The following is a 22,142-nucleotide window of genomic DNA, read 5'->3' as shown; positions in this document are numbered from 1 at the left end:
GGGTACGGGGTGCGAAATCACCCGGGGGTATGACGTGGTAGCACGCTGGACTTTCTAGGGTCGTAACTATGAAGCAGCAGAGCCGTGCCTGGGTCCGGCAAATGAGCGCCCAGATGTGGTTCGACACCACCACCGTGGTCGTCGCCCTCATCTTCTTCACGGTGGCCTGGCCGACCCTGCACATCACCCATGCGGTGCCGCCCGCGGTGCAGCCGTTCATGGCGGCGCTCGCCGCGTTCCCGGTGCTGCTGGTCCGGATCAATCCGGCGCTGGGCTGGGCGATCTCGGCGGGCTCCGGCATGCTCATCGCCCTGGCGATCCCGCACCAGCCGAACAACGACATGCCGATGCAGGTCGTGCACATCCTTTCGCTGTTCGTACTGCTGCTTGCTGTGGCGGTGCGGACGACGGTGCCGATCATCGGCGTCGCCTGGGTCGCGACGTCGCTGCTGCTCGGCACCACGATGGCGAACGAGGGCGGAGTGGCGAGTTCGGTGTGGGGCTGGCCGATCGCGCTCGGCGCGGTGGTGCTGTTCGGCCTGCTCGTGCGGTGGCTGGTGCAATCACGCAAACAGTTGGTGCGCCAGGAAGAGGAGAACGAGGTCGAGCGGGCCCGCCGGGCGATCCTCGAAGAGAAGGCTCGCATCGCCCGCGACCTGCACGACGTGGTCGCGCATCACATGTCGCTGGTGGTGGTGCAGGCACAGACCGCGCCGTACCGGGTGGAGGGCGTAACCCCGGCCGCCCGAGCGGAATTCGAATCGATCGGCGCCACCGCCCGCGAGGCGCTCAACGAGATCCGCGGCATGCTCGGCGTGCTGCGCAGCGACGGCCAGGCGCCCGAGCACACCCCGCAGCCGAAGGCCACCGATGTGCCGAGCCTGTTCGAGGGCGCGCTGCGGGCGGGGGTGCGGATCGCCTGGACGATCGACGGCGAGCTCGAGACCGTCCCCGACGGCGCAGGCCTGGCCCTGTACCGGATCACCCAGGAGTCGCTGTCGAATGCGTCACGGCACGCACCGGAGGCGCCGGTCCAGGTGCACCTGCGCGTCGGCACGCTCGTGGAGCTTGTCGTCGGCAACGGCCCCACCGCCACGGTCGCGCGCCCGGTCGGCAACGGCGGCCACGGCATCGCGGGCATGCAGGCCAGGGCACTCGCCGTCGGCGGCGACCTGACCGCGGGCCCGCGCCCCGACGGCGGCTTCGAGGTGCACGCCCGGATTCCGCTCAACCCGACCACCACACTGGACCCGGTCCTGGTCGAGCAAGCCGCCAACTGAACCGTCTCGCTGTCGAGCACTACCTCCCCTTAGGGTAGGGCGGTGGCAATAACGGTGTTGATCGCTGATGATCAGGCAATGGTGCGGCAGGGCTTCGGTGCGCTGCTCGCGGCCCAGCCCGACATCAGCGTGGTGGGGGACGCGCAGGACGGGAAGATCGCGGTGGCCGAAGCCAAGCGGTTGCGCCCCGACGTGGTCCTGATGGACGTGCGCATGCCGGAGATGAACGGACTGGACGCCGCGCGGCTCATCCTGGCCGCCGGGTTCGAGCCGCCGGTGCGGGTGCTGATGCTCACCACCTTCGACATCGACGACTACGTGTACGAGGCGCTGAGCATCGGGGCGAGCGGCTTTCTGCTCAAGGACGCGCCCGCCGAAGAGCTCGTGCGCGCGGTCCGGGTGGTCGCCGACGGCCAGGCCTTGTTGGCGCCGACGGTCACCCGGCGGCTCATCGCCGACGTGACCCGCCGCCGCTCCGCCGCCCGCGCGAAGCCGGCGCCCGCGCTGACCTCGCTGACGCCCCGTGAGCGGGAGGTGCTGGAGCTGATCGCGAAGGGCATGTCCAACACCGAGATCGCGGAATCGCTGTTCGTCGCCGAGCAGACCGTGAAAACGCACGTCTCCAAGGTCTTTTCGAAGCTGAACCTGCGCGACCGGGCGCAAGCCGTGGTGCTGGCCTACGAATCCGGACTGGTCACGCCCGGCTGACGGGTCACGGCGTGCAGCTGCCGCCGCGCAGTTCGTTCAGGTGCCGTCCGAGCAGCACGGCCAGCCGGCTCAGGATGGCGGTAGCGTCGTCGTAGGTCCCCGAATCGGCCTGCGCCGCAAGGGCTACGGCGACCATCCCCGACTCCGTCGGCACCACCCCGAATTGCCGGACCGTGTAGATACCGGTGTCGTCGTCGGGACCCCAGCCCCCTTTGAACGCGGCACCCGGCAAAGTGCCCAGCCCCCAGGACTGTTCGGGCGTGATCTCCGACATCAGCTCGGTCACCTCGGACGTCCGCGGCAGGCACGGCAGCCGCGAGGCGAACCGCACCTGGTTCGCCAGCGTCCACTCGGTCTGCCCGAATGCCGTGTAGTCCAACCTGGTTCGCGGCCCGGCCACCCCGGTCGTGGAGTCGCCGCCCTCGTCGATCACGTCCTGCACCGCCTGGGCGGCCTCCAGACCGTCGCCGAGCGATTGCCAGAGTTGCTCGGCCGCATCATTGTCGGAGACGGTGATGGCGGCAACGGCGTCTTCGAGGATGCTGCGGTCCGAGTCGTGCCGCAGCGCCGCGATGGCCAGCGGGACCTTGATGGTGGACCAGGCGATGCCGCTGGTCCAGTCGCCGAAGATGGTCATCCGGCCGCCGCCGACCGGCATGATCGCCAGGCCGACCTGTCCGCCGAGGCTCGGTTGCAGCTGGGTGAAGTCGGCGGCCAGCGAGTCGGGGATGGACACCGAGAGGCCGGGCCGGAAGGATCCGGCGGTGTCGACGACCACAGCGGGCCTGCTGTCGTGGCCGCGGTCGCCGGGGAGCAGTGCGCACGAGGTCAAGGCGAGCAGGGTGACCAGGGCGGTGCCGCGCAGTAATCTGCGCAGCACAGATCCGGTTCCCGTCGACTTCACCACGCGTCCTCCCCACCACCCGCTATGCGTGTCATCGCTGTCAGTCGGCGGTGCAAAATTTAGCTCATCCGGTCGACCCGATCGGTAACCGGGCGTGCGGACATTATGAACGCGTCATAGATCGTTGACGTGACCATGATGTCTCCACCATAGTTTCACCGATTTCCCGTAAGAATTCGAAACGGCGTGGCCACGGGGTTACCGGTTATGCTCCAAGCTCTGTGTGACGCGCTCGGACGTGACATCCGGGGGCCGCGGTCGACCTGAAGGGAACGTGTTGCTGACCAGCGGTGAGGTTTTCGCCGGATTCACCATCGAGAAGCTGCTCGGGCAGGGCGGCATGGGCTCGGTGTATCTGGCCCGCCATCCCAGGCTGCCACGGCAGACCGCGCTGAAACTGCTCAACCGTGAGCTGTTCACCGATACCGAGGTGCGGGCGCGGTTCGAGCGGGAAGCCGACCTGGCCGCCCAGCTCGATCATCCGAATATCGTCGCGGTGTACGACCGCGGCACCGAGGACGACCAGCTGTGGATCTCCATGCAGTACGTCGACGGCATCGACGCGGCGACGGTGACGCCGCAGAAGCTGCCGCCGGAACGGGCCGTACAGATCATCGAAGGCGTCGCCGGGGCACTGGACTACGCGCACGGCATGGGCGTGCTGCACCGCGACGTGAAGCCGGCCAACATCATGCTGGCCCGGTCCAGCGGCGGGCACCGCGAGCGGGTGTTCCTCACCGACTTCGGCATCGCCCGGCTGCGTGAGGATTCCACGCACCTGACGCAGACCGGCATGTTCACCGCGACCCTGGCCTACGCCTCGCCGGAGCAGATGACCGGCGCGCACCTGGATCACCGCTCCGACCAGTACTCGCTGGCGTGCGCGCTGTACTGGTTGCTCACCGGGGTCGCGCCGTTCGACGCGCCCGCCCCGGCCGACATCATCCGCGGGCACCTGCAGTTACCGCCGCCGTCCGGGTCCGCGCTGCGGGCCGGTCTGCCGCCCGCGTTGGACGCGGTCATCGCGGTGGCGATGGCGAAACGTCCCGATCAGCGGTTCGCGTCGTGCCTCGACTTCGCCACTGCCGCAAAGCAAGCGCTCGCCGGGCAGCTGCCGCAGTTGCCCACCGCGGTGCAGTACACCGCGCCGCCTGCCCCGACGGTGCTGGCGCAGCCGCCGAGCCAAGGTTCGTACCAGGCGGCACCGCCGTCGTACGCAACGCCGCTCGCCGGCTCGGCCCCGACCTACGCCGCGCCGCAGTACACGTCGGGCTCTGTTGCCGGGCAGCAGTTCCCGTCCGCAGGCACGGGTTACTCGCCGCAGAACTCCATGGCAGGGCAGCCGTACACCCCGGTCGGTTATCCGTCGCCTGATTCCGCTGCTGGACAGTCCTTTCCGCCGGCGAGCCAGGCCGGCGGTGGTTATCCGCCCAATTCCGGTGCCGGGCAAGCCTTCCCACCGATGGGTTACAGCCCAGCCGCCGCGGGCTACCCGGTCCCGCAGGCCCGGCGCTCGAACACCGGGCTGATCGCGGTGATCGCCCTGATCGTCGTGGTTGTGCTCGTCATTGCCGGGGTCGTGCTGGCGAAACTGATGGATTCGGACTCGGCGGCCCCGCTGGACGTCGGTAAGCCCCCCACGGCGGACACGTCCGCCGATCCGTCGCTCGTCGCCAAGGCCTTCCCGAAGATCCTTCCGCAGGGCGTCGACACCCAATACGGAATCGGCACCGGCAAGGGCTATCACGACAAGACCTGCTTCCTCGACACCGCCAAGGCGGGCGAGAAGATCTCCAGCGACGACGACGTGCCCGCCTTCCCGAAGTGGGAGACGGGCTGGAACTGCTGGGGCGTGCCGATCGCCGAGCCGGACTTCATCGTGGTCGCCTTCAAGACGCCCGAGGATGCCAAGGCCGCCGTGCGCGACCTACCGTCCAACACCAAGGCGACCGAACGCAACGGCGGCAAGTCCTACACCACCTATCGGTGGCAGAAGACCGACAGCGGATTCCCCGACGGGTTCCTGGTGGTGAGCTTCGAATCCGATCCGACGCGGTCGAACTACCTGTTCTTCGCCAAGGTGACGCTCACCGACAGCCAGCCGGAATCCGGATTCGGCATGACCCAGCAGAAGTTCAAGGCCTGGTTCAGCGGATTGCCGCTGTAGCGAACGGTATTCAGTCGACCGCCAGCGCCGCCACGATCGGCAGTCGTCCCGCCCGCAGTGCGGGCGGGATCGAACCGAGCAGTGCGAGCGCGAGCGCGATGGTTGCGTAGACCAGCAGCATCGGGCTCGGCTGGTAGACGACGTCGATGGTGAGCGCGTGCGCCATGGCGAGGGTGGCCAGGTACTGCACGGCGATGCCGACGACGAGACCCAGTGCCGCGCCGATCAATCCGATGCCCGCCGCCTCGGCGAGCACCGAACGCATCAGGAATTGGCGGCTGGTGCCCATGGCCCGCAGCACGCCGAGTTCCCTGCGGCGTTCGAGCACCGACAGCATCAACGTGTTCAGCAGGGCCACCGTCGCTACCAGCACCACGATCCAGAGGATGGCGTTGCTCATCGCCGAGCCCTGTTCGATGCTGGAGGTGGCCGCGGTGACCGTGTTGGCTCCGGTGTCCACATGCATCTCCGGCGGTACCAGTCGCCGGATCGCCGCCTGCACGGCCGCGAGATCCGCGCCGGGCGCGATATTCACGGCGACGATCGTTTCGCCGGGCCGCTCGTACCACGTGCGCAGCAGGTCGAGGTCCAGCATGACCACGCCGGAGATCGCCGAGAAGTACGGAATCACTTGCAGCACAGTCACGGTGCGTGGGCCGGTCGGGGTGGGCAGGGTCAGCTGGGCGCCGGCGTCCACGCCGAGCGACTTCGCCACGTCACGCGAGATCGCCACGCCCGCACCGGCGGACAGCCCGGCGGCGGCCGCGTCGTCCAGCATCCGCATTCGGGTCTGCCGTGCGCTGGGCGGAAAGCCCTGCAACATCACCCGTCCGCTGCCGAGGGTGGCGAAAGCCATTTGCGCCGGACTGACCTCGGCCACGCCGGGCACCGCCGCGATCCGATCGGCCAGCCCGGCGGGCAGCAGCGGGCCGGTCGGGAACTGTGCCATCGAGGCGGGGCTGACGTACAGATCGGTCCTGGCCAGGTCGTCGAACGTGGTGGTGGCCGAATCCACCATGTTGTTCGACGCCCCGCTCATCGCGACGGTCGCCGCGACTCCGATCAGCACGGTCATCGCGGTCGCCCACACCCGGCGCGGTGCGCGTTCCAGCGTGGTCGCGCCGAGCGCGCCGGGCGCGCCGAACGCACGCGCGATGGCCGCGGCCGCTCGGACGAGCGGACCGGTCGCGGCGAAACAGAGCGCGATGGCCGCCACGAACGCGGTCGAGATGGCGCCGAGCGAGTAGCGGCCGAGGTCTACCGCGGCGATCGCGACCGCCAGCGCGGCCAGCCCGAGACCCGCGGCGACCGCGGCCCAGCGCAACAGCGGGCTCGTCGCATCGGCACTGTTGACACCGACCGGCACCAACGCCTCGATGGGCTCCACCTTGTACACCTGACGGGTGGCCAACCCGGCGGCGGTGACACTGGCGACCACACAGGCGGCGATGGCGACCGGAATCGCGTAGCCGGGCACCAGATACTCGGTGCGCGCCTCCACCGACGACATGATGGCGACCGGCAACTGGTCGATCGCGAGGCGCCCCATGAAGATACCGAGCACCGCCCCGACGGCGCCGCCGAGCAGACCGAGCAGCGCGGCCTCCGCGAGCAGATCGCGCACCATCGGACCGCGCTTGCCGCCGATGGCCCGCAGCAGCGAGAGCATGGGTCTGCGCTGGGCGATCGCCATGCTCATGGCGTTGTAGATGAGGAAGGCCGAAACGATCAGCGCCGCAGCCGAAGCCATCATGGTGGAGTACCGCACCAGTTGCACGGCGCCGCCTGCCTGGGCGGTGCGCAGGCTCGGGTCGGCGACCACCGCGCGACCATCGACGGCCTCGGTGAGTTCGGCACGCAAGGTCTCGACCGACATGCCCTGCGCCGCAACGACTTGAATGGAATCCAATCGGCCGCTCCGCCCGGTGATCTGCTGGGCGAGCCCGAGCGGTGCGGCGACGAGATGACCGCCGTTGAGCTGCTCGGACGTCTCCTTGTCGAGAACGCCTGCGACGGTGACGGTTCCGGAACCCAGCGGGAACCGCGCGCCCTCCGCATGTCCCATGGCGGCACCGACGAGGACGCCGTTGGGCACCGTGAGCAGCTTGCCGACGTGCGCCGTCATCGGCCCGGCCAGCTCACCACCCAGCGCGCCGATATTCTGGTCGGCCCCGATCAGCAGGGCCCGGTCCGCGCCCGCGCCGATCTGCGCGCGCACCATCGGCACCGCCTTGTCCACCCCGGGCGTGGCCGCAACGCGTTGCAGCAGTTGCTGATCGAAGCCCGCGTCGGTGACGCCGGTGACCTCGAGCGCGGCCCGGCCGCCGAGGCTGTGCGTGAGCCGGTCCACCGACCCGGTGACCGAGCCGGAGATGCTCAGCACCGCGACGAGCAGCCCCGCCGATACCCCCATCACCGCGAGGGAAAGGACGGTGCGCCCGCGATGGACGAGGAGTTCCCCGATATTGAACAGCCGCAAGCGATCCCATGCGGCGCCGATCATGCGCTGACCGACCGCTCGGCGGTATCGTCGGACCCGATCCTGCCGTCGCGCAACGTGATCACCCGGTCGCAATAGGTCACCGCGCCCATGTCGTGGGTCACCATCACCACCGAATTACCCGAACCGGCGATCTCGCCGAGCAGCTCCAGGATCGATGCGCCGGTCTTGGAATCCAGGTTGCCGGTGGGCTCGTCGGCCAGGATCAACGGCGGATCCATGATCATCGCCCGGGCCACCGCGACCCGCTGCATCTGACCGCCGGACAGCTCGGCAGGCCGATGGCTGGCCCGATCGCTCAGCCCGACGCGGTCGAGCAGTTCCAGCGCGCGCGGCTTGGCTTTGCGTAACCCGGTACCGTCCAGCAGCTTCGGGACCGCGACGTTCTCCCATGCGGACAGCGTGGGCAGCAGGTTGAAGAACTGGAAGATGAAACCGACCCGGTGGCGGCGGAACTCGGACTGACGCTCATCGTCCATGCCGCCGATCTCGGTGCCCTGGAACAGGATCGAGCCCGCGTCGGGAGTATCGAGCGCGCCGAGCAGGTGCAGTAGCGTGCTCTTGCCGGAGCCGGACGGCCCGATGATCGAGGTGAACTCGCCCGGCTCGATGCGCAGGCTGATCGCGTCCAGCGCGCGGACCGTCTGCCCGCCGACTCGGTATTGCTTGCTCACGTCGGACAATTCGAGCATGGCCGGCTCCGGCATCGCTGCCCCCACTCTGTTCGGTCGGTCAGATATTCGTCCGCCGCGCTAGCGCGCCATTGCCGTCGGCGCGTGTTGGCGGCGACGATACTGGGCATCGAGGACGGCGCGCAGCACCGGCTGCTCGGCGGCCAGCTCCAGATAGGCATCGATGGCCGACTGTCCTTGGGCCATAGCCTGATCCAGCTTCGCGTCGAGGTGGATGTTCCAGCGATAGCGCAGGGCGAGCAGCAGACCCTCCGCGCCGCCGAACAGCCGCTCCAGCTCCGGTATCCCGGTGAACAGATGCGGATCGCCCGGATCGACGGCGGCCCGGGCCAGGACGGTGTGCACAACTTCGGTGCGGGCGTGCTGATCTTTCCAGGACATGAGCCTCGCCTCCCTGTGACGCTGCGACTCACGTTACGGACGAGCCGGTCCGCCTGTCTTCGTGCCACGGACCCGAATCGATCTCCGCCCACGGTAGGAGAAGCGACCCGCTCCAGGAACGATGTACGGGCCGTAACCGGGCGGTTAGCCTTACCGCATGGGTGTGATCGGCGTCTCCGCCCCGGCCGGCGAGCCGAGGCCGGTGACCCGCGTGTGGCGGCGCGTGGTCGTCGGTCTGCGCCGCAGCGGGGACCGGATCGCCGAGTTCGCCAGACAACCGGTGGCCTCGTTCCAGCGCCGGGTCGAGGAACTGCCGTTCGACTATCCGCCCTCGGTCATCATCGTGGTCGATCTGGCGTTGGTCATCGTCGCCATCGGCGCGGCGATCCAGCGGCACAGTTACTTTCCGACCGCGCTCCCGATTCTCGCCGTGCTGCTGACCTCCGCATTCGGCCCGATGTACGCGTTTCTCGGGGTGATGCCACGGCCGATGACGCTCGGGCTGTTCGCGATGGCGGCCGAGGCGCTGTTCCTCCTTCAGCCGGTCTCGCCGGATCTCGCACCTTTCGTGCTCGTCGCCGCGGCGGGTGAGGTGTCGGCGATCGCGGCCAAGTGGATCAGCGTGCCGGTGGCCGCCGCGATGATGCTCGAACTCATCCTGTTCGACATTTACGGGAACTTGTCGGAAAATCTGCCGTCCTATCTCGTCAGCGTCGCGTTCGGGTGGATGGCCGGTGTGCTGCTGCAATATCAGCGTCGCTTCCTCTATCAGGAGCGTGGCTACCAAGACATCCGCGCGGCCCAGGCCGCCGACGAGGAACGCCGCCGGATCGCCCGCGAGGTGCACGACGTGATCGCGCACTCGCTGAGCATCACGCTGCTGCATCTCACCGCGGCACGGCACGCACTGCAGACCGACCGCGACGTCGACGAGGCGGTGGAATCGCTCACCGACGCCGAGCAACTCGGCCGTCAGGCCATGGCCGATATTCGGCGCACCGTCGGGCTGCTCGACGCGCGACCGTCCAAACACGTCCCGGAACCGGGCGTGGAGGACCTCGCGGCGTTGGTCGGCGACTTCGCCCGAGCGGGACTGGACGTGCGCTACGTGTGCGCCGGGGACCTGCGTGCGGTGTCGCCCGCGGTCGGGCTCGCGCTGTATCGGATCGGGCAGGAGTCGCTGGCCAATGTCGTCAAGCACGCGCCGGGCGGATCCGCGCTCGTGCAGGTGGCGGTGGACGCGGCCGCGGTGGCACTGAGGGTGCACAACACCTTGCCCGCCGGCCTGCCCGCGCAACGGGGCACCGGAATGGGCCTGTCGGGGATGGTGCAGCGGGCCGAACTGCTCGGTGGCCGCATCATCGCGGGCCCGGACGACGGTGGCTGGTCGGTCCGCGCAAGCATTCCACTGGCCCCGGTCCGCGGCGCGTGCCCGCTATCGGGCATTCCGCTCGGCGGCTCTGCGGCGAGCCGGGAGGCGGGATGACGACCCGCCGCACAAGACAGCCGGGGTGCGTTCCCCGCAACGCACGGGAGGCTCTGTGACAGCGGCATCACCCGCGGGCGCCGAGGACGCGGTGACCGTCCTGGTGGTCGACGACCAGGAGTTGGTTCGCGGCGGACTGCGCCGGATCCTGCGCCGCCGGGACGGATTCATCGTCAGCGAATGCGCCGACGGCGATGAGGTGCTCGCCGCGGTGGCGGCCGCGCGGCCCGACGTGGTGCTGATGGATCTGCGGATGAAACGGGTCGGCGGCATCGACGCCACCCGCCTGCTGCGCTCGCGCGCCGGAGCACCGCCGGTGCTGGTGCTGACCACCTTCGACGATGATCAGCTGCTGTCCGGTGCGCTGCGCGCGGGCGCGGCCGGGTTCATTCTCAAGGATTCGCCCGCCGAGGATCTGATCCGCGCGGTGCGGATGGTCGCCGGGGGTGGCGCCTGGCTCGACCCGTCGGTCACCGAACGGGTGCTGTCGGCCTATCGCACCGTGCGGCCGAGCGCGACACGCACGAGCGCGAGGTTGTCCGATCTCACAGCGCGCGAGTACGAGGTGCTCGAATTGATCGGGCGCGGCCGGGTGAACGCGGAGATCGCCCGCGAACTGGGTATCTCGGAAGTGACCGTGAAAAGCCATGTCGGACACATATTCGGCAAGCTCGAGCTGCGGGATCGGGCCGCCGCGATCGTCTTTGCGTTTGACCACGGGGTGGTGACACCCGGAGAATCCACTCTTTGACGGGCCGGTGTTGCGAGAGTTATGCGTGCACATCCGGCCCGGGATGTGGAGGATTGACGGGGTGGAGGCACCTGGGCCCAGAACCGGTACACGGTTCGGGCCGTACGAATTGCGGTCACTGCTGGGCAAGGGGGGCATGGGCGAGGTCTACGAGGCCTACGACACGGTGAAAGACCGAGTGGTGGCGGTCAAGCTGCTGCACGAGGAACTCGCCGGTGACCCCGCGTACCAGGTGCGGTTCCGGCGTGAATCGCAGGCGGCCGCGCGGGTCGCCGAGCCACACATCGTGCCCATCCACGACTGGGGCGTCATCGACGGCGTGCTGTTCATCGACATGCAGTTGGTGCCCGGCGTCGATCTGCGCACCCTGCTGCGCAAGGAAGGACCGCTGAGTCCGGTTCGCGCGGTGAACATCGTCGAACAGATCGCCTCGGCGCTGGACGCCGCGCACGCGGGCGGACTGGTGCACCGCGACGTCAAACCGGCCAACATCCTGGTCACCGCTGCCGATCACGCGTTCCTCGCCGACTTCGGCATCGCGCACACCGAGGGCGACAGCGCCGTCACGATGGTCGGCATGGCCGTCGGCTCCTACATCTACATGGCGCCGGAACGATTCGACGTCGCCCAGGTGACCGGCCGGGCCGACATCTATTCGCTGTCCTGCGTGCTGCACGAGTGCCTGACGGGGGCTTCGCCTTTCCCGGCCGCCAGCATGAACGTGCTGATCCGGTCGCATCTTTCCGAGACGCCGCCGCGGCCGAGCTCGCAGCAGGCGGGCATCCCGGCCGGACTCGACGCGGTGATCAGCCGCGGCATGGCCAAGGATCCGGCCGATCGGTGGCCGACCGCGTCCGCCATGGCCTTGGCGGCGCGGGCCGCGCTCAGCAGTGCGCCCTCGACCGGCGTGCCGCAGGCGAGCGCACCGGCGGCGGGGGCGAATTCGGCGGGTGCGCCGAATGTGTCGCCGCCGATCGGGGCGCCCAACGTGCCGCCGCCGACCGGTCCGATGCTGGTGGTTCGCGCGCCCGGCGCGGGCGGGGTGCCGCCGGAGTCGACGGGGGAGATCTCCGCCGTGATCCTGCCCAGCGCGCCGACCGTGGTGCGGCCGACCGAGATCCAGTTCACGACACTGTCGTCCGCGCAGGAACCTGCGCCGCCGCTCGGGCCGACGCCGCGGTGGACACCCGATCAGGGTCTGCCGCCGGTGCGGCCGTTCCCGGATGCGCATCTGTACTCGGAGGAGTCCGGGGGACAGGCGTATTCCGAGCATGGTGGGGGGCCGCAGTATCCGGATCAGTCCGGGCAGCCGTATCCGGGGGCTGCCGGGGGACCGGCTTACCCCGAGCAGCCCGGTGGGCAACGGTACTCGGATCAGTCTGGCGGACAGCCGTACTCGGAACAGCCCGGACGGAATCATTCGGAGCCGTTCGGCGCAGAGCCGTATTCGGGTCCGGCTGGAGGACCGCCATCTTCAGATCCGGCCGAGGGACAAAGGTACTCGGACGGGCCCGGAGGGCCGCCGTACTCGGAGCAGCCTGAGGGGTCACCGTACTCGGATGGACCCGGGGGACCGCCGTACTCGGATCAGTCGGGTGGGCGGCAGTTCTCGGATGGCTCCGAGGGTCCGGGGTACTCGGGTCAGCCTGGGCGGCAACCGTATTCGGAGCAGCCTGGCGCGCCGTACTCGGATCGTCCTGGCGGACAAGCGTATTCGGCTTACCCTGACGGACCGTCGTTCGCGGGTGAGCCCGACAGACGGCAGTACCCGGATCGTGCCGGTGACGGACCGTATTCGGAACAGTCCGGCGACCAGCCGTATTCGGATCGTCCGGGTCAACCGTATCCAGGGCATCCAGGTGCGCAGGCATATTCGGCCGAGCCCGGTCCACCCTATGCGGAACACCCTGGGGCGCAGGCATATTCGGAGGACAAGCCCTTCGTCGGCGGTCAAGCATACTCGGCCGCTCAGCAATACGAGACGACGCGCTTCCCCGATGAACCCGGCTTCGGGCGACCCCCGGGCGCCGACGACTATCCCTCCGATCACCAGCCCACCGAGGTCTATGCGGCGCCGGGCGGGTACACGCCGCCGGAAGCCTATTCCGCACCGGACGAGTACTACGACCCCGCAAGGTTTTCCGAGCCGGGCGGTCACGCTCGCGCCGACTATCCGCCACAGAGCAACTACGCGAGCCGTAGCGAGTACCCGGATCAGGGCTACGCGCCGGAGTACGACGACTACGACCCGGAGGAAGAGCCCTACTCGACCGGCAGGCGCCGATCCATCGTGCTGCCCATCCTGATCGCGGTGGTGGTGATCGTCGTGGTGGCGGTCGTCGGAGTGGTGGGCTGGCAGGTGTTCACCTCCACCAATGTCGCAAAGCCCACCGACCAGCAGGCCAGCGCTCCGGTGCCGACGGCCAGTCCGCAACCGCAGGCGCCGGGCAGTCCGTCGGCACCGCCGGCCACCTCCTCCACCCCGGCCAAGACGACCACGGCGGTTCCCCTGCCCGCCAGTGCGAAGCCGTGTACCCAGGGCGATTCGGGCTCGGGTGCGTTCACCAAGTCCGCCACCGGCTCCGCCGCGACGACGTGCGCGTTCGCCGAGGAAGTCCGGCGGGCGTACGCCCAGGCAAGCCCAGGGAGCACCACCTCACGGAACGCACCGCGCACCGTGGTGGCGACCAGCCCGGTGACCGGCCGGACCTACACGATGAATTGCCTCAGTGAAGGCCAGCTCGTCACGTGCAGTGGCGGCGAAAATGCGGTGGTGTATGTATATTGATCGATCCCGCGCGGCTCGTGTTCGAAAAGCATTGAGCTGTGCGGCATTAGCCGTGTTCCTGGTGGCCGGATGCGGGTCGGGCGCCGACCGTTCGGACGCGGACGAAACCAGCATTACCGCGGCCGCGTCGCACGCGGACCAAAAAGGTCTGTCCATCACCGTCCCCGGCACCCTGGCCGCGAGCGTCGCGGAACTACAGGCCGGGGTGCGCGGAAAACTCGGTCTGGCGATCATGCCGGTCGGCGGTGACCAGGTGGTCAGCTTCGGCGACTGGACCACCGGCCCCGCCTGGTCGACCATGAAGGTGCCGTTGACCATTGCCGCGCTGCGGCGCAATCCCGGAAATGCCTCCTATGCCGTGTCGGCCGCCATCACCGCGTCCGACAACGCCGCCGCCGACACGCTGTGGCAATCGCTCGGCACGAATCAGGAAGCGGCGCAGGCGGTTCAGTCGGTGCTCCGGGAGGGCGGCGACAGCAAGACCACCGTGCCCGCAGCCAGAACCAGGTCCGAGCATTCGGCCTTCGGCCAGGCGGAATGGTCACTGGCCGAACAGGTTCGGTTCGCCTCGCGACTGCCCTGCCTGCCGCAGTCGGCGACCGTGATCAACCTGATGGAGCAGGTCCAATCGGCCCAGCGCTGGGGCCTCGGCGCGTTCAGCGGCGCCGAGTTCAAGGGTGGCTGGGGTCCGGACGCCTCGGGCGCGTACCTGGTCCGGCAGTTCGGCTTGATCTCGACGCCGTCGGGACAGATCGCGATCGCGTTCGCGGCACAGCCGGATTCCGGTGCGTTCTCCGACGGGATGACGATGCTGGACAAACTGTCCACCGTTATCTCCCAGCACTTGGACGAGCTGTCCGGCGGTCGCTGTCCTGCCTGATCAGCCGAGTTCGACCGGGTAACGGCAACCCCTGAAAATCCCGACGTATCGGATGTAGGCCACCGGGCTTACAGTGCGCCGGGTCGCGCAGGTGAGGTGGAGGTGACGGGTGGACGGACCGCGGACCAGAATCGGAACTCGATTCGGTCCTTACGAGCTGCGCTCGCTGCTGGGCCGCGGGGGCATGGGCGAGGTCTATGAGGCCTACGACACGGTGAAGGACCGGGTCGTCGCGGTCAAGCTGTTGCCGACCGAGCTCGCGCAAGATCCGATGTTCCAGCAGCGGTTCCGCCGGGAATCGCAGGCGGCCGCGCGGGTGGCCGAGCCGCACGTCATCCCGATCCACGACTGGGGCGAGATCGACGGCGTGCTCTACATCGACATGCGGCTGGTGCGCGGCCACGATCTGCGCTCGGTGCTGCGCGGTGAGGGACCGCTGACACCGGCGCGCGCGATCGGCATCGTCGAGCAGATCGCCGCCGCGCTGGACGCCGCGCACGCGGAGGGGTTGGTGCACCGGGACGTCAAGCCCGCCAACATCCTCGTCACCGCCTCGGACTTCGCGTACCTCGCCGATTTCGGCATCGCCAGGTCCGCCAACGATCCCAACATGACCGGCACCGGCGAGGCCGCGGTCGGTTCCTACAGCTACATCTCGCCGGAACGCTTCGAGAACGGTCCGGTCACCGGCACCGCCGACGTCTACTCGCTGGCCTGTGTGCTCTACGAATGCCTCACCGGCACAACACCGTTCCGGGCCGAGGCGATGAGTGTGCTGATCCACTCGCATCTTTCGATGCCGCCGCCGCGCCCGAGTGCGGTCCGGGCGGGGGTGCCCGCCGCCTTGGACGAGGTGATCGCGCGGGGCATGGCCAAGCGGCCGACGGACCGTTACTCGACCGCGGGCGGGCTGGCGTCGGCGGCGAAGTCGGCGCTCACCGGTCGGCCGGTCGTCGCGGTCACCGAGTTGCCGACCGACCAGATGGGCGCAGTGCTGCCGAAAGCGCCGCCGACGGTGGTGTTTCCGAATGTCGGTCCCGAACAGCTCAATGCGAACGCCGTGCCGACCGACGCGATCGCGCGGCCGCCGGTCAACGGCCGGCTCGGTGCCGGACGGATCATGCCGCCGGAACCGAATCGCGGGCCGGGCCCGCGAGGCGAAGTCGTTCTGCGCGAACCACATCGCGTCCTGGAGCCGAGCCCCGATGTTGATACCGGCCCGAAAGCCGCGGTGACCCCGGCAAGGGAGGCCACGCCGCGCAAACGTCGATCACGGCGTAGATGGCTGCCGGTGGTCGGCGCGCTCATCATCGTGCTCGCGCTGACCGGTGTCGTCGGCTGGCTGGGGCGGGGTTCCTTCAGCTCCGGCCCCGCGTCGCTGACGCTCGCCCCGGTCCCGGCCACCGCAAGGGGTTGCGAGACGAAGTACCCGCCGGCCGGCCGTTTCCTCTACTCGGCGATCGGCTCCGAGGTCACCTCGTGCGAGTTCGCCGAGGAACTGCGCAAGGCCTACGGCGAGGGATCCGACGCCGCGGGCACCCGCCAGGTGACCGCGTTCAGCCCGCCCCTGCGGCAGAACTTCACCATGGAATGCGTCACCCTGGACGGCCTGGTCACCTGCACCGGCGGGCAGAACGCGATCGTCTACATCTACTGAGTTTCGCGAAAGAGGTTGGCCCACTGTCCTGGAATGATCACCGTTATCCGAGCAACCCGGGGGTCGGCCTGCCGAACCGGGCCGGGCGGGGCAAGATAGCGGCCATGCGCATCGGAGTCTTGACCGGAGGCGGAGACTGCCCCGGACTGAACGCGGTCATCCGTGCTGTCGTTCGCACCGCGAACGGACGCTACGGCGACGCGATCGTCGGGTTCGAGGACGGCTGGCGCGGTCTATTGGAGGATCGCAAGATTCAGATCCACAATGACGACCGCACCGACCGGCTGCTCACCAAGGGCGGCACCATCCTCGGCACCGCCCGCACCAATCCCGACGTGCTGCGCGCCGGGCTCGGCCGGATCAAACGGACCCTGGACGACAACGGCATCGACGCGCTCATCCCGATCGGCGGCGAGGGCACGCTCACCGCGGCCAGCTGGCTGGCCGACGAAGGGGTGCCGGTCGTCGGCGTGCCCAAGACCATCGACAACGACATCGACTGCACCGACGTCACTTTCGGCCACGACACGGCGCTGAGCATCGCGAGCGAGGCGATCGACCGGCTGCACACCACCGCGGAGTCGCACCAGCGCGTGATGCTGGTCGAGGTGATGGGGCGGCACGCGGGCTGGATCGCGATCAACGCGGGCATGGCGGCGGGCGCACACCTGACCCTGGTGCCCGAGGTGCCCTTCGACGTGGACGAGGTGTGCGCCATGATCAAGCGCCGCTTCCAGCGCGGTGACAAGCACTTCATCTGCGTCGTCGCCGAAGGCTCGCATCCCGCCGAGGATTCCGGGTTCGCATTGCGGGCGGGCGGTATCGACGAATTCGGGCACGAACGGTTCACCGGTGTCGCCCAGCAGCTCGGCGCGGAGATCGAACGGCGCATCGGCAAGGAGGTCCGCACCACGGTGCTCGGCCATGTGCAGCGTGGCGGCAGCCCCACCCCGTACGACCGGGTGCTGGCCACTCGATTCGGCCTGCACGCCGCCGAGGCCGTGCACGCGGGTCAGTTCGGGCAGATGGTGGCGTTGCACGGCAGCACCATCGAGCTGGTGCCGCTGGCCGAGGCCACCAAGCAGCTCAAGCGGGTGCCGGACGAGCGTTATCGCGAGGCCGAGGCCTTCTTCGGCTGACCCGAATTCGCCAGGTACACAGCCGATCAGCGGATGCTCGGCGGTGCGGCCGGGGCCGCCGGGTTACGCTGGCGGGCATGGCCGACTTACACGTGAACGACCTGCCGGACGCCGACGTCGCCGTGCTGCGGCGTCGGGCAGGCGCCGCCGGACTCCCGCTGCTGGGTTACGTGCGCGAAGAGCTCATCGCGCTGGCCCGTAAGCGCACCGCCGACGACACGGTCGTGGAGTTCCTGGAGTCCGAAGGCCGCGAGCTCATCCCGGAGATCGATGCGGCCGCCGTCGCCCTCATCGACATCTACGACCTGCCCGCCGACGCCCTCGGCATCTTCGGTCGCCGCGCCTACGCCACCGGCCTGCCGCTCAGCGACTACGTCCGCCAGTCGCTGATCACCTCCGCCCGCCGCAGCACATTCGACGACGTCATGCTCGAATTCCGCGAGGCCCAAGATCGCGACCCGAGCCTGAACCTCGACATGGACGCCGTCGCCGCCTCGGTCCGCTACGCGCGCGGGGAATAGCGCGTTCCGGACGGTCGACTCCGTACGGAACCAGTAGGTAAACTCCGCCCCCGACGGACTGGTCGGTCAGTAGGGGGCAGTGTTGATATCGCCGCTCTCCGGGCTCATCGCGTGGCCGGTGATCGGGTACGTCGCCGTCGTCGGCGCGGGCAGGCTGCTCTTCACCAGGAACACGATCGCCGACCAGCTGGTCAATCGTTCGTTCCTGTGGGGTTTGAGCGGCTTGGTGTTGTTTCGCTGCACGCAGACCACGAGCATCAGCAGTGTGGCGAACCAGCTCGCGCTGGGCTGCATCGTCATGTTCGTCATGCACCTCTACGGTCTCGCCCGGTTGTGGGAACCCGGTGCCGACCCGGCCGTGACTTGGCGGCGTCAGCGGATCTACAGTGCGGTCGGCGTGGTCGCGGCGGTGCTGACACTGATCGCCGGACCGGCCGCCGGACGTGCCGAACAACTGCCCGACCCGAACCCGAACTGGGGTGGGCTCGTCGTCTGGGCCGCACAGGGGGTTCCCCTGGCGGCGACGACGCTGGTGCAGACCCGGCTGGCTATCCGAGAACTCCGGATGGACAACCGGAAACCGCTGGCGAAAGTGGTTGGTTCGCTGATGTTGCTGGCCTACGTGCCCACCTACGTGGCGCTGGTGCTCATGGCCGGCGAGATGGTCCTCGGGTGGGACCTCGGATATCCACCGGTCGGCCGGACGGAGATCGCCTTCACCTTCGCCGCTGTTCTCGCCACCACACTCGTCGCAGGCCCGGTGGTCGGGCATCTGCTGGAATACGCGGGTCTGGACCGTGACGGACGGATCTGCCGCCGCTTGCGTCCGCTGTGGCGCGACGTCACCGCGGCCGTGCCGGAGATCGTGATGTTTCCCGCCGGCGACGGGCTGACCCGGCGTGACACGACTGCCCGTCTCTTACGGATGACTGTCGAGATACGCGACGCGTTACTGCATCTCGGGCCTTACCTGCCTCCCGCGCATACCGGGTCCGCGGCGACTCACCAGGATGTGTCAGAGCCACAGCTGAGGGACTATGCGCACCGCCTCGCGCAGGCGGCCGGTGCCCGGCGGGCCGGAGTTCCGCCGTCCAACACAGGTCTTGTGCAGCAACCCTTTCCGCCCGCGCAGGATTTCGACACCGAACTCCGCCAGCTGCTGGACTTGGCGCGGGTCTGGTCGTCCGCCCGCGCCACGCCGAAGGTGTCACCGGGGATCGGTACTGTTGGGACATGCGCACTGGGCGACTGATCGCGTTGGCACTGTTCGTCATTGGGATGCTGGTTGCGGGCTGCACGTCGGGATCGGACTCGAATCCGCCCGAGCCGACGACCGGCGACTGGCACGGTGCGATCGAGGTGCCGGGGCGACCGACCCAGATCGGCGTGACGTTCACCGACAAGGGCACGGCCACCATCGACATCCCGACGCAAGGGGTCAAGTCGGTGGAGCTGAAGGACGTGAAGACCGACCGGAACGGGGTGTCCTTCGCGATCGCCGATGTCCCGGGCGACCCGAAGTTCCGCGGCGAATACGAACAAGGCCCCGACCAGATCACCGGCGATTTCCTGCAGGGCGGCGAGACGTTCCGGCTCGTGCTGCAGCGCGGCAAACTGCCACCACCGGTCCGCCCGCAGGAGCCGAAGCCGCCGTTCCCGTACCGGGCCGAGGACGTCACCTACCGCAACGGTGACCTCACCATCGCGGGCACCCTGACCAAGCCCGAGGGCACCGGGCCGTTCCCCGCGGTCCTGTTGATCACCGGCAGCGGACCACAGGACCGCGACGAAGAACTGCTCGGCCACAAGCCTTTCCTGCTGATCGCGGACACGTTGACCAGGGCGGGATACGCCGTCCTCCGGGTCGACGACCGCGGCGTCGGCGGCACCGGCGGCAAGCTGGACGACGCGAACTACACCGACCTGTCCAATGACGCCGCGGCCGGCGTCGGCTTCCTGCGTGGTCGCCCGGACATCGACCCGGCCCGCGTCGGCTTGTTCGGGCACAGCGAAGGCGGCTACCTCGCGCCGATGGTCGCCGCGCGGCCCGACAGCGGTGTCGCCTTCCTCATCCTGATGGCCGGACCGGGCGTCTCGGGTGCCGACGTGCTCGTCGAGCAAACCCGGCTGATCACCACCGCCACCGGCGCCCCCGCCGACGCCGTCGACAAACAGGTCCGGGAAACCGCCGAGCTGGCGGCACTGTTGAAAGCGGGTGACCTGGCGGGGGCAAAGGACTTGGTGCGCAAGCAGAACGAGGCCAAGCCCGCCGACCAGCGGGCACCGGAATCCCAGGTCACCGCCGGGATCACGCCATACCTGGCCGCTCTGGTCGCCTACGATCCGGCCCCGGCGTTGTCGGCGCTGCGCGTTCCGGTGCTCGCGTTCTTCGGCGAAAAGGACCTGCAGGTGCCGCCCGGCCAGAGCGAGCCTGCGATGCGCGCCGCCCTCGCCGCCAATCCTGATGCGACCGTCCATGTATTCCCCGGTCTGAATCACCTCATGCAACCCACCGAGACAGGGCGGCCCGACGAGTACAGCGAGATCGAGACGACTGTCTCGCCGGAGGTGCTCACCTATGTCACCGGCTGGCTGACCCAGCGGGTCCAACCGAAGTAGGAGTGGGATGTGAGCCCGTGCGTTCTAGTCCGAGGGCTTACATAGAATGTTCCGCATGAGCGAGCGCAGCGAGCGAAAATCAGGCACAGCCACCTGTGGGGTCATGGCGGAGCCGAGCGTCAGCGAGGCGCAGCCATGAGCACACCCACACTCGACTTGATGGATTACTCCGATGTCATCGCCCGGTTCGAGCCGGTGCTTGGCATGGAGGTCCACGTCGAGCTGTCCACCGCGACCAAGATGTTCTGCGGGTGCCCGACCGAATTCGGTGCAGGCCCGAACACCCAGGTGTGCCCGGTGTGCCTCGGTCTGCCCGGTTCGCTGCCGGTGGTAAATGAGAAGGCCGTCGAGTCGGCGATCCGCATCGGGCTCGCGCTGAACTGTTCGATCACCCCGTGGGGCCGGTTCGCGCGCAAGAACTACTTCTACCCGGACCAGCCGAAGAACTACCAGATCAGCCAGTACGACGAGCCCATCGCCACCGAGGGCTACCTCGATGTGCTGCTCGACGACGGCAGCACCTTCCGGGTGGAGATCGAGCGCGCGCACATGGAAGAAGACACCGGCAAGTCGACCCATGTCGGCGGCGCGACCGGTCGCATCCACGGCGCCAGCCACTCGCTGCTCGACTACAACCGGGCCGGTGTGCCGCTGGTCGAGATCGTCACCAAGCCGATCACCGGCGCGGGGGAGCGCGCGCCCGAGGTGGCCCGCGCGTACGTCACCGCGCTGCGCGAGGTGCTCCGGTCGCTCGACGTCTCCGACGTGAAGATGGAGCAGGGTTCGCTGCGCTGCGACGCCAACGTGTCGCTGATGCCGATCGGCGCCAAGGAATTCGGCACCCGCACCGAGACCAAGAACGTGAACTCGCTGCGCAGCGTCGAGGTCGCCGTCCGCTTCGAGATGCGCCGCCAGGCCGCCGTGCTGGCCGGTGGCGGCACCATCGTGCAGGAGACCAGGCACTTCCACGAGACCGACGGCACCACCTCCCCGGGCCGGGTCAAGGAAACCTCCGAGGACTACCGCTACTTCCCCGAGCCCGACCTGGAACCCGTTGCGCCCGAGGCGGAATGGGTGGAGCAGCTGCGCGGCACCATCCCGGAGTACCCGTGGCTGCGCCGGTCCCGCATCCAGTCCGACTGGGGCCTGTCCGACGAGGTGATGCGCGACCTCGTCAACGCGGGCGCGCTCGACCTCATCATCGCCACCGTCGACGCGGGCGCCCCCGCCAACGAGGCGCGCTCCTGGTGGGTCGCCTACCTGACCGAGAAGGCCAAGGAGCGCGAGGTCGCGCTGGAGGACCTGCCGATCACCCCGGCCCAGGTCGCCGAGGTGATCAACCTGGTCGAGGCCAAGACGGTGAACAACAAGGTGGCCAAGCAGGTCGTCGATTTCGTGCTGGCCGGCGAGGGCGAGCCCGCCCAGATCGTCGATTCCAAGGGGCTCGGCATGGTCAGCGACGACAGCGCTTTGCAGGCCGAGGTGGAGAAGGCGCTCGCCGCGAACCCGGATATCGCCGAGAAGATCCGCGCCGGCAAGGTCCAGGCCGCGGGCAAGATCGTCGGCGACGTGATGAAAGCGACTCGCGGGCAAGCCGATGCGGCGCGCGTGCGGGAGCTCGTGCTGGCGGCCTGCAGCTGAAACCTGCTGGCCTGCCACAGGTTGCAGG

Annotated in this window: 17 protein-coding genes; 13 read left to right on the top strand and 4 right to left on the bottom strand. The window is 68.9% G+C overall.

What is annotated here, in order from left to right; translation table 11 throughout:
• Positions 1 to 68: 68 nt before the first annotated feature.
• Complete coding sequence (locus tag DMB37_RS10860) at positions 69 to 1,280, top strand: sensor histidine kinase (RefSeq protein ID WP_240772329.1); 1,212 nt, start codon at positions 69 to 71, stop codon at positions 1,278 to 1,280.
• 42 nt (positions 1,281 to 1,322) lie between these two features.
• Complete coding sequence (locus DMB37_RS10855; RefSeq protein ID WP_135232589.1) at positions 1,323 to 1,988, top strand: response regulator transcription factor; 666 nt, start codon at positions 1,323 to 1,325, stop codon at positions 1,986 to 1,988.
• A gap of 4 nt (positions 1,989 to 1,992) precedes the next feature.
• Here DMB37_RS10855 and DMB37_RS10850 read toward each other — a convergent pair whose 3' ends face one another.
• Positions 1,993 to 2,892, bottom strand: coding sequence for a hypothetical protein (locus tag DMB37_RS10850; protein WP_240772328.1), 900 nt, complete (start codon positions 2,890 to 2,892; stop codon positions 1,993 to 1,995).
• A 274-nt stretch (positions 2,893 to 3,166) separates the two neighbouring features.
• Here DMB37_RS10850 and DMB37_RS10845 point away from each other — a divergent pair, with 274 nt between their 5' ends.
• Entirely contained in the window at positions 3,167 to 5,059 is a 1,893-nt protein-coding gene (locus DMB37_RS10845) for a serine/threonine-protein kinase (protein WP_240772327.1), read from the top strand.
• 10 nt (positions 5,060 to 5,069) lie between these two features.
• Here the strand turns inward: DMB37_RS10845 and DMB37_RS10840 are convergent, their stop codons facing one another.
• The 3 genes from DMB37_RS10840 to DMB37_RS10830 are packed head-to-tail and all read right to left on the bottom strand — an operon-like array spanning position 5,070 to position 8,632.
• Positions 5,070 to 7,562: an FtsX-like permease family protein gene (locus DMB37_RS10840; protein WP_135232587.1), complete on the bottom strand. Its 2,493-nt coding sequence runs from the start codon at positions 7,560 to 7,562 to the stop codon at positions 5,070 to 5,072.
• Entirely contained in the window at positions 7,559 to 8,266 is a 708-nt protein-coding gene (locus DMB37_RS10835) for an ABC transporter ATP-binding protein (protein WP_135232586.1), read from the bottom strand. Before DMB37_RS10835 ends, DMB37_RS10840 begins: the two co-directional genes overlap by 4 nt.
• A 45-nt stretch (positions 8,267 to 8,311) precedes the next feature.
• Positions 8,312 to 8,632: a hypothetical protein gene (locus DMB37_RS10830; RefSeq protein WP_135232585.1), complete on the bottom strand. Its 321-nt coding sequence runs from the start codon at positions 8,630 to 8,632 to the stop codon at positions 8,312 to 8,314.
• Positions 8,633 to 8,789: 157 nt separating this feature from the next.
• On the opposite strand from DMB37_RS10830, the gene DMB37_RS10825 reads away from it, so the two are divergent.
• The 10 genes from DMB37_RS10825 to gatB all read left to right on the top strand — a co-directional run bounded on the left by DMB37_RS10825 (position 8,790) and on the right by gatB (position 22,114).
• Positions 8,790 to 10,118, top strand: a complete 1,329-nt coding sequence (locus DMB37_RS10825; RefSeq protein WP_135232584.1) for a sensor histidine kinase — start codon at positions 8,790 to 8,792, stop codon at positions 10,116 to 10,118.
• Between the two features lie 55 nt (positions 10,119 to 10,173).
• Positions 10,174 to 10,869, top strand: a complete 696-nt coding sequence (locus DMB37_RS10820) for a response regulator transcription factor (protein WP_135232583.1) — start codon at positions 10,174 to 10,176, stop codon at positions 10,867 to 10,869.
• A gap of 43 nt (positions 10,870 to 10,912) precedes the next feature.
• On the top strand, positions 10,913 to 13,657 hold the full coding sequence (locus DMB37_RS40965) for a protein kinase (RefSeq protein ID WP_206055228.1): 2,745 nt from the start codon (positions 10,913 to 10,915) through the stop codon (positions 13,655 to 13,657).
• Between the two features lie 52 nt (positions 13,658 to 13,709).
• Positions 13,710 to 14,537: a hypothetical protein gene (locus DMB37_RS10810; protein ID WP_135232582.1), complete on the top strand. Its 828-nt coding sequence runs from the start codon at positions 13,710 to 13,712 to the stop codon at positions 14,535 to 14,537.
• A 109-nt stretch (positions 14,538 to 14,646) separates the two neighbouring features.
• Positions 14,647 to 16,194 carry a serine/threonine protein kinase gene (locus tag DMB37_RS10805; protein ID WP_206055227.1) on the top strand — a complete coding sequence of 516 codons (1,548 nt, stop codon included), beginning with the start codon at positions 14,647 to 14,649 and terminating at the stop codon, positions 16,192 to 16,194.
• A gap of 104 nt (positions 16,195 to 16,298) precedes the next feature.
• Positions 16,299 to 17,333: an ATP-dependent 6-phosphofructokinase gene (locus DMB37_RS10800; protein ID WP_135232581.1), complete on the top strand. Its 1,035-nt coding sequence runs from the start codon at positions 16,299 to 16,301 to the stop codon at positions 17,331 to 17,333.
• A 77-nt stretch (positions 17,334 to 17,410) separates the two neighbouring features.
• Entirely contained in the window at positions 17,411 to 17,854 is a 444-nt protein-coding gene (locus DMB37_RS10795) for a hypothetical protein (RefSeq protein WP_135232580.1), read from the top strand.
• 79 nt (positions 17,855 to 17,933) lie between these two features.
• Positions 17,934 to 19,106: an MAB_1171c family putative transporter gene (locus tag DMB37_RS10790; RefSeq protein WP_135232579.1), complete on the top strand. Its 1,173-nt coding sequence runs from the start codon at positions 17,934 to 17,936 to the stop codon at positions 19,104 to 19,106.
• Positions 19,088 to 20,473, top strand: a complete 1,386-nt coding sequence (locus DMB37_RS10785) for a S9 family peptidase (RefSeq protein WP_135232578.1) — start codon at positions 19,088 to 19,090, stop codon at positions 20,471 to 20,473. The genes DMB37_RS10790 and DMB37_RS10785 overlap by 19 nt, the downstream gene beginning before the upstream one ends.
• 135 nt (positions 20,474 to 20,608) lie before the next feature.
• The gene (gatB, locus tag DMB37_RS10780; protein ID WP_135232577.1) at positions 20,609 to 22,114 is read left to right on the top strand and encodes an Asp-tRNA(Asn)/Glu-tRNA(Gln) amidotransferase subunit GatB; all 1,506 of its coding nucleotides are present in this window, start codon (positions 20,609 to 20,611) and stop codon (positions 22,112 to 22,114) included.
• Positions 22,115 to 22,142: the final 28 nt, after the last annotated feature.

The sequence above is a fragment of the Nocardia sp. CS682 genome (assembly GCF_004634405.1).
GTDB lineage: Bacteria > Actinomycetota > Actinomycetes > Mycobacteriales > Mycobacteriaceae > Nocardia > Nocardia ninae.
This window is presented reverse-complemented; position numbering and strand designations above follow the sequence as displayed.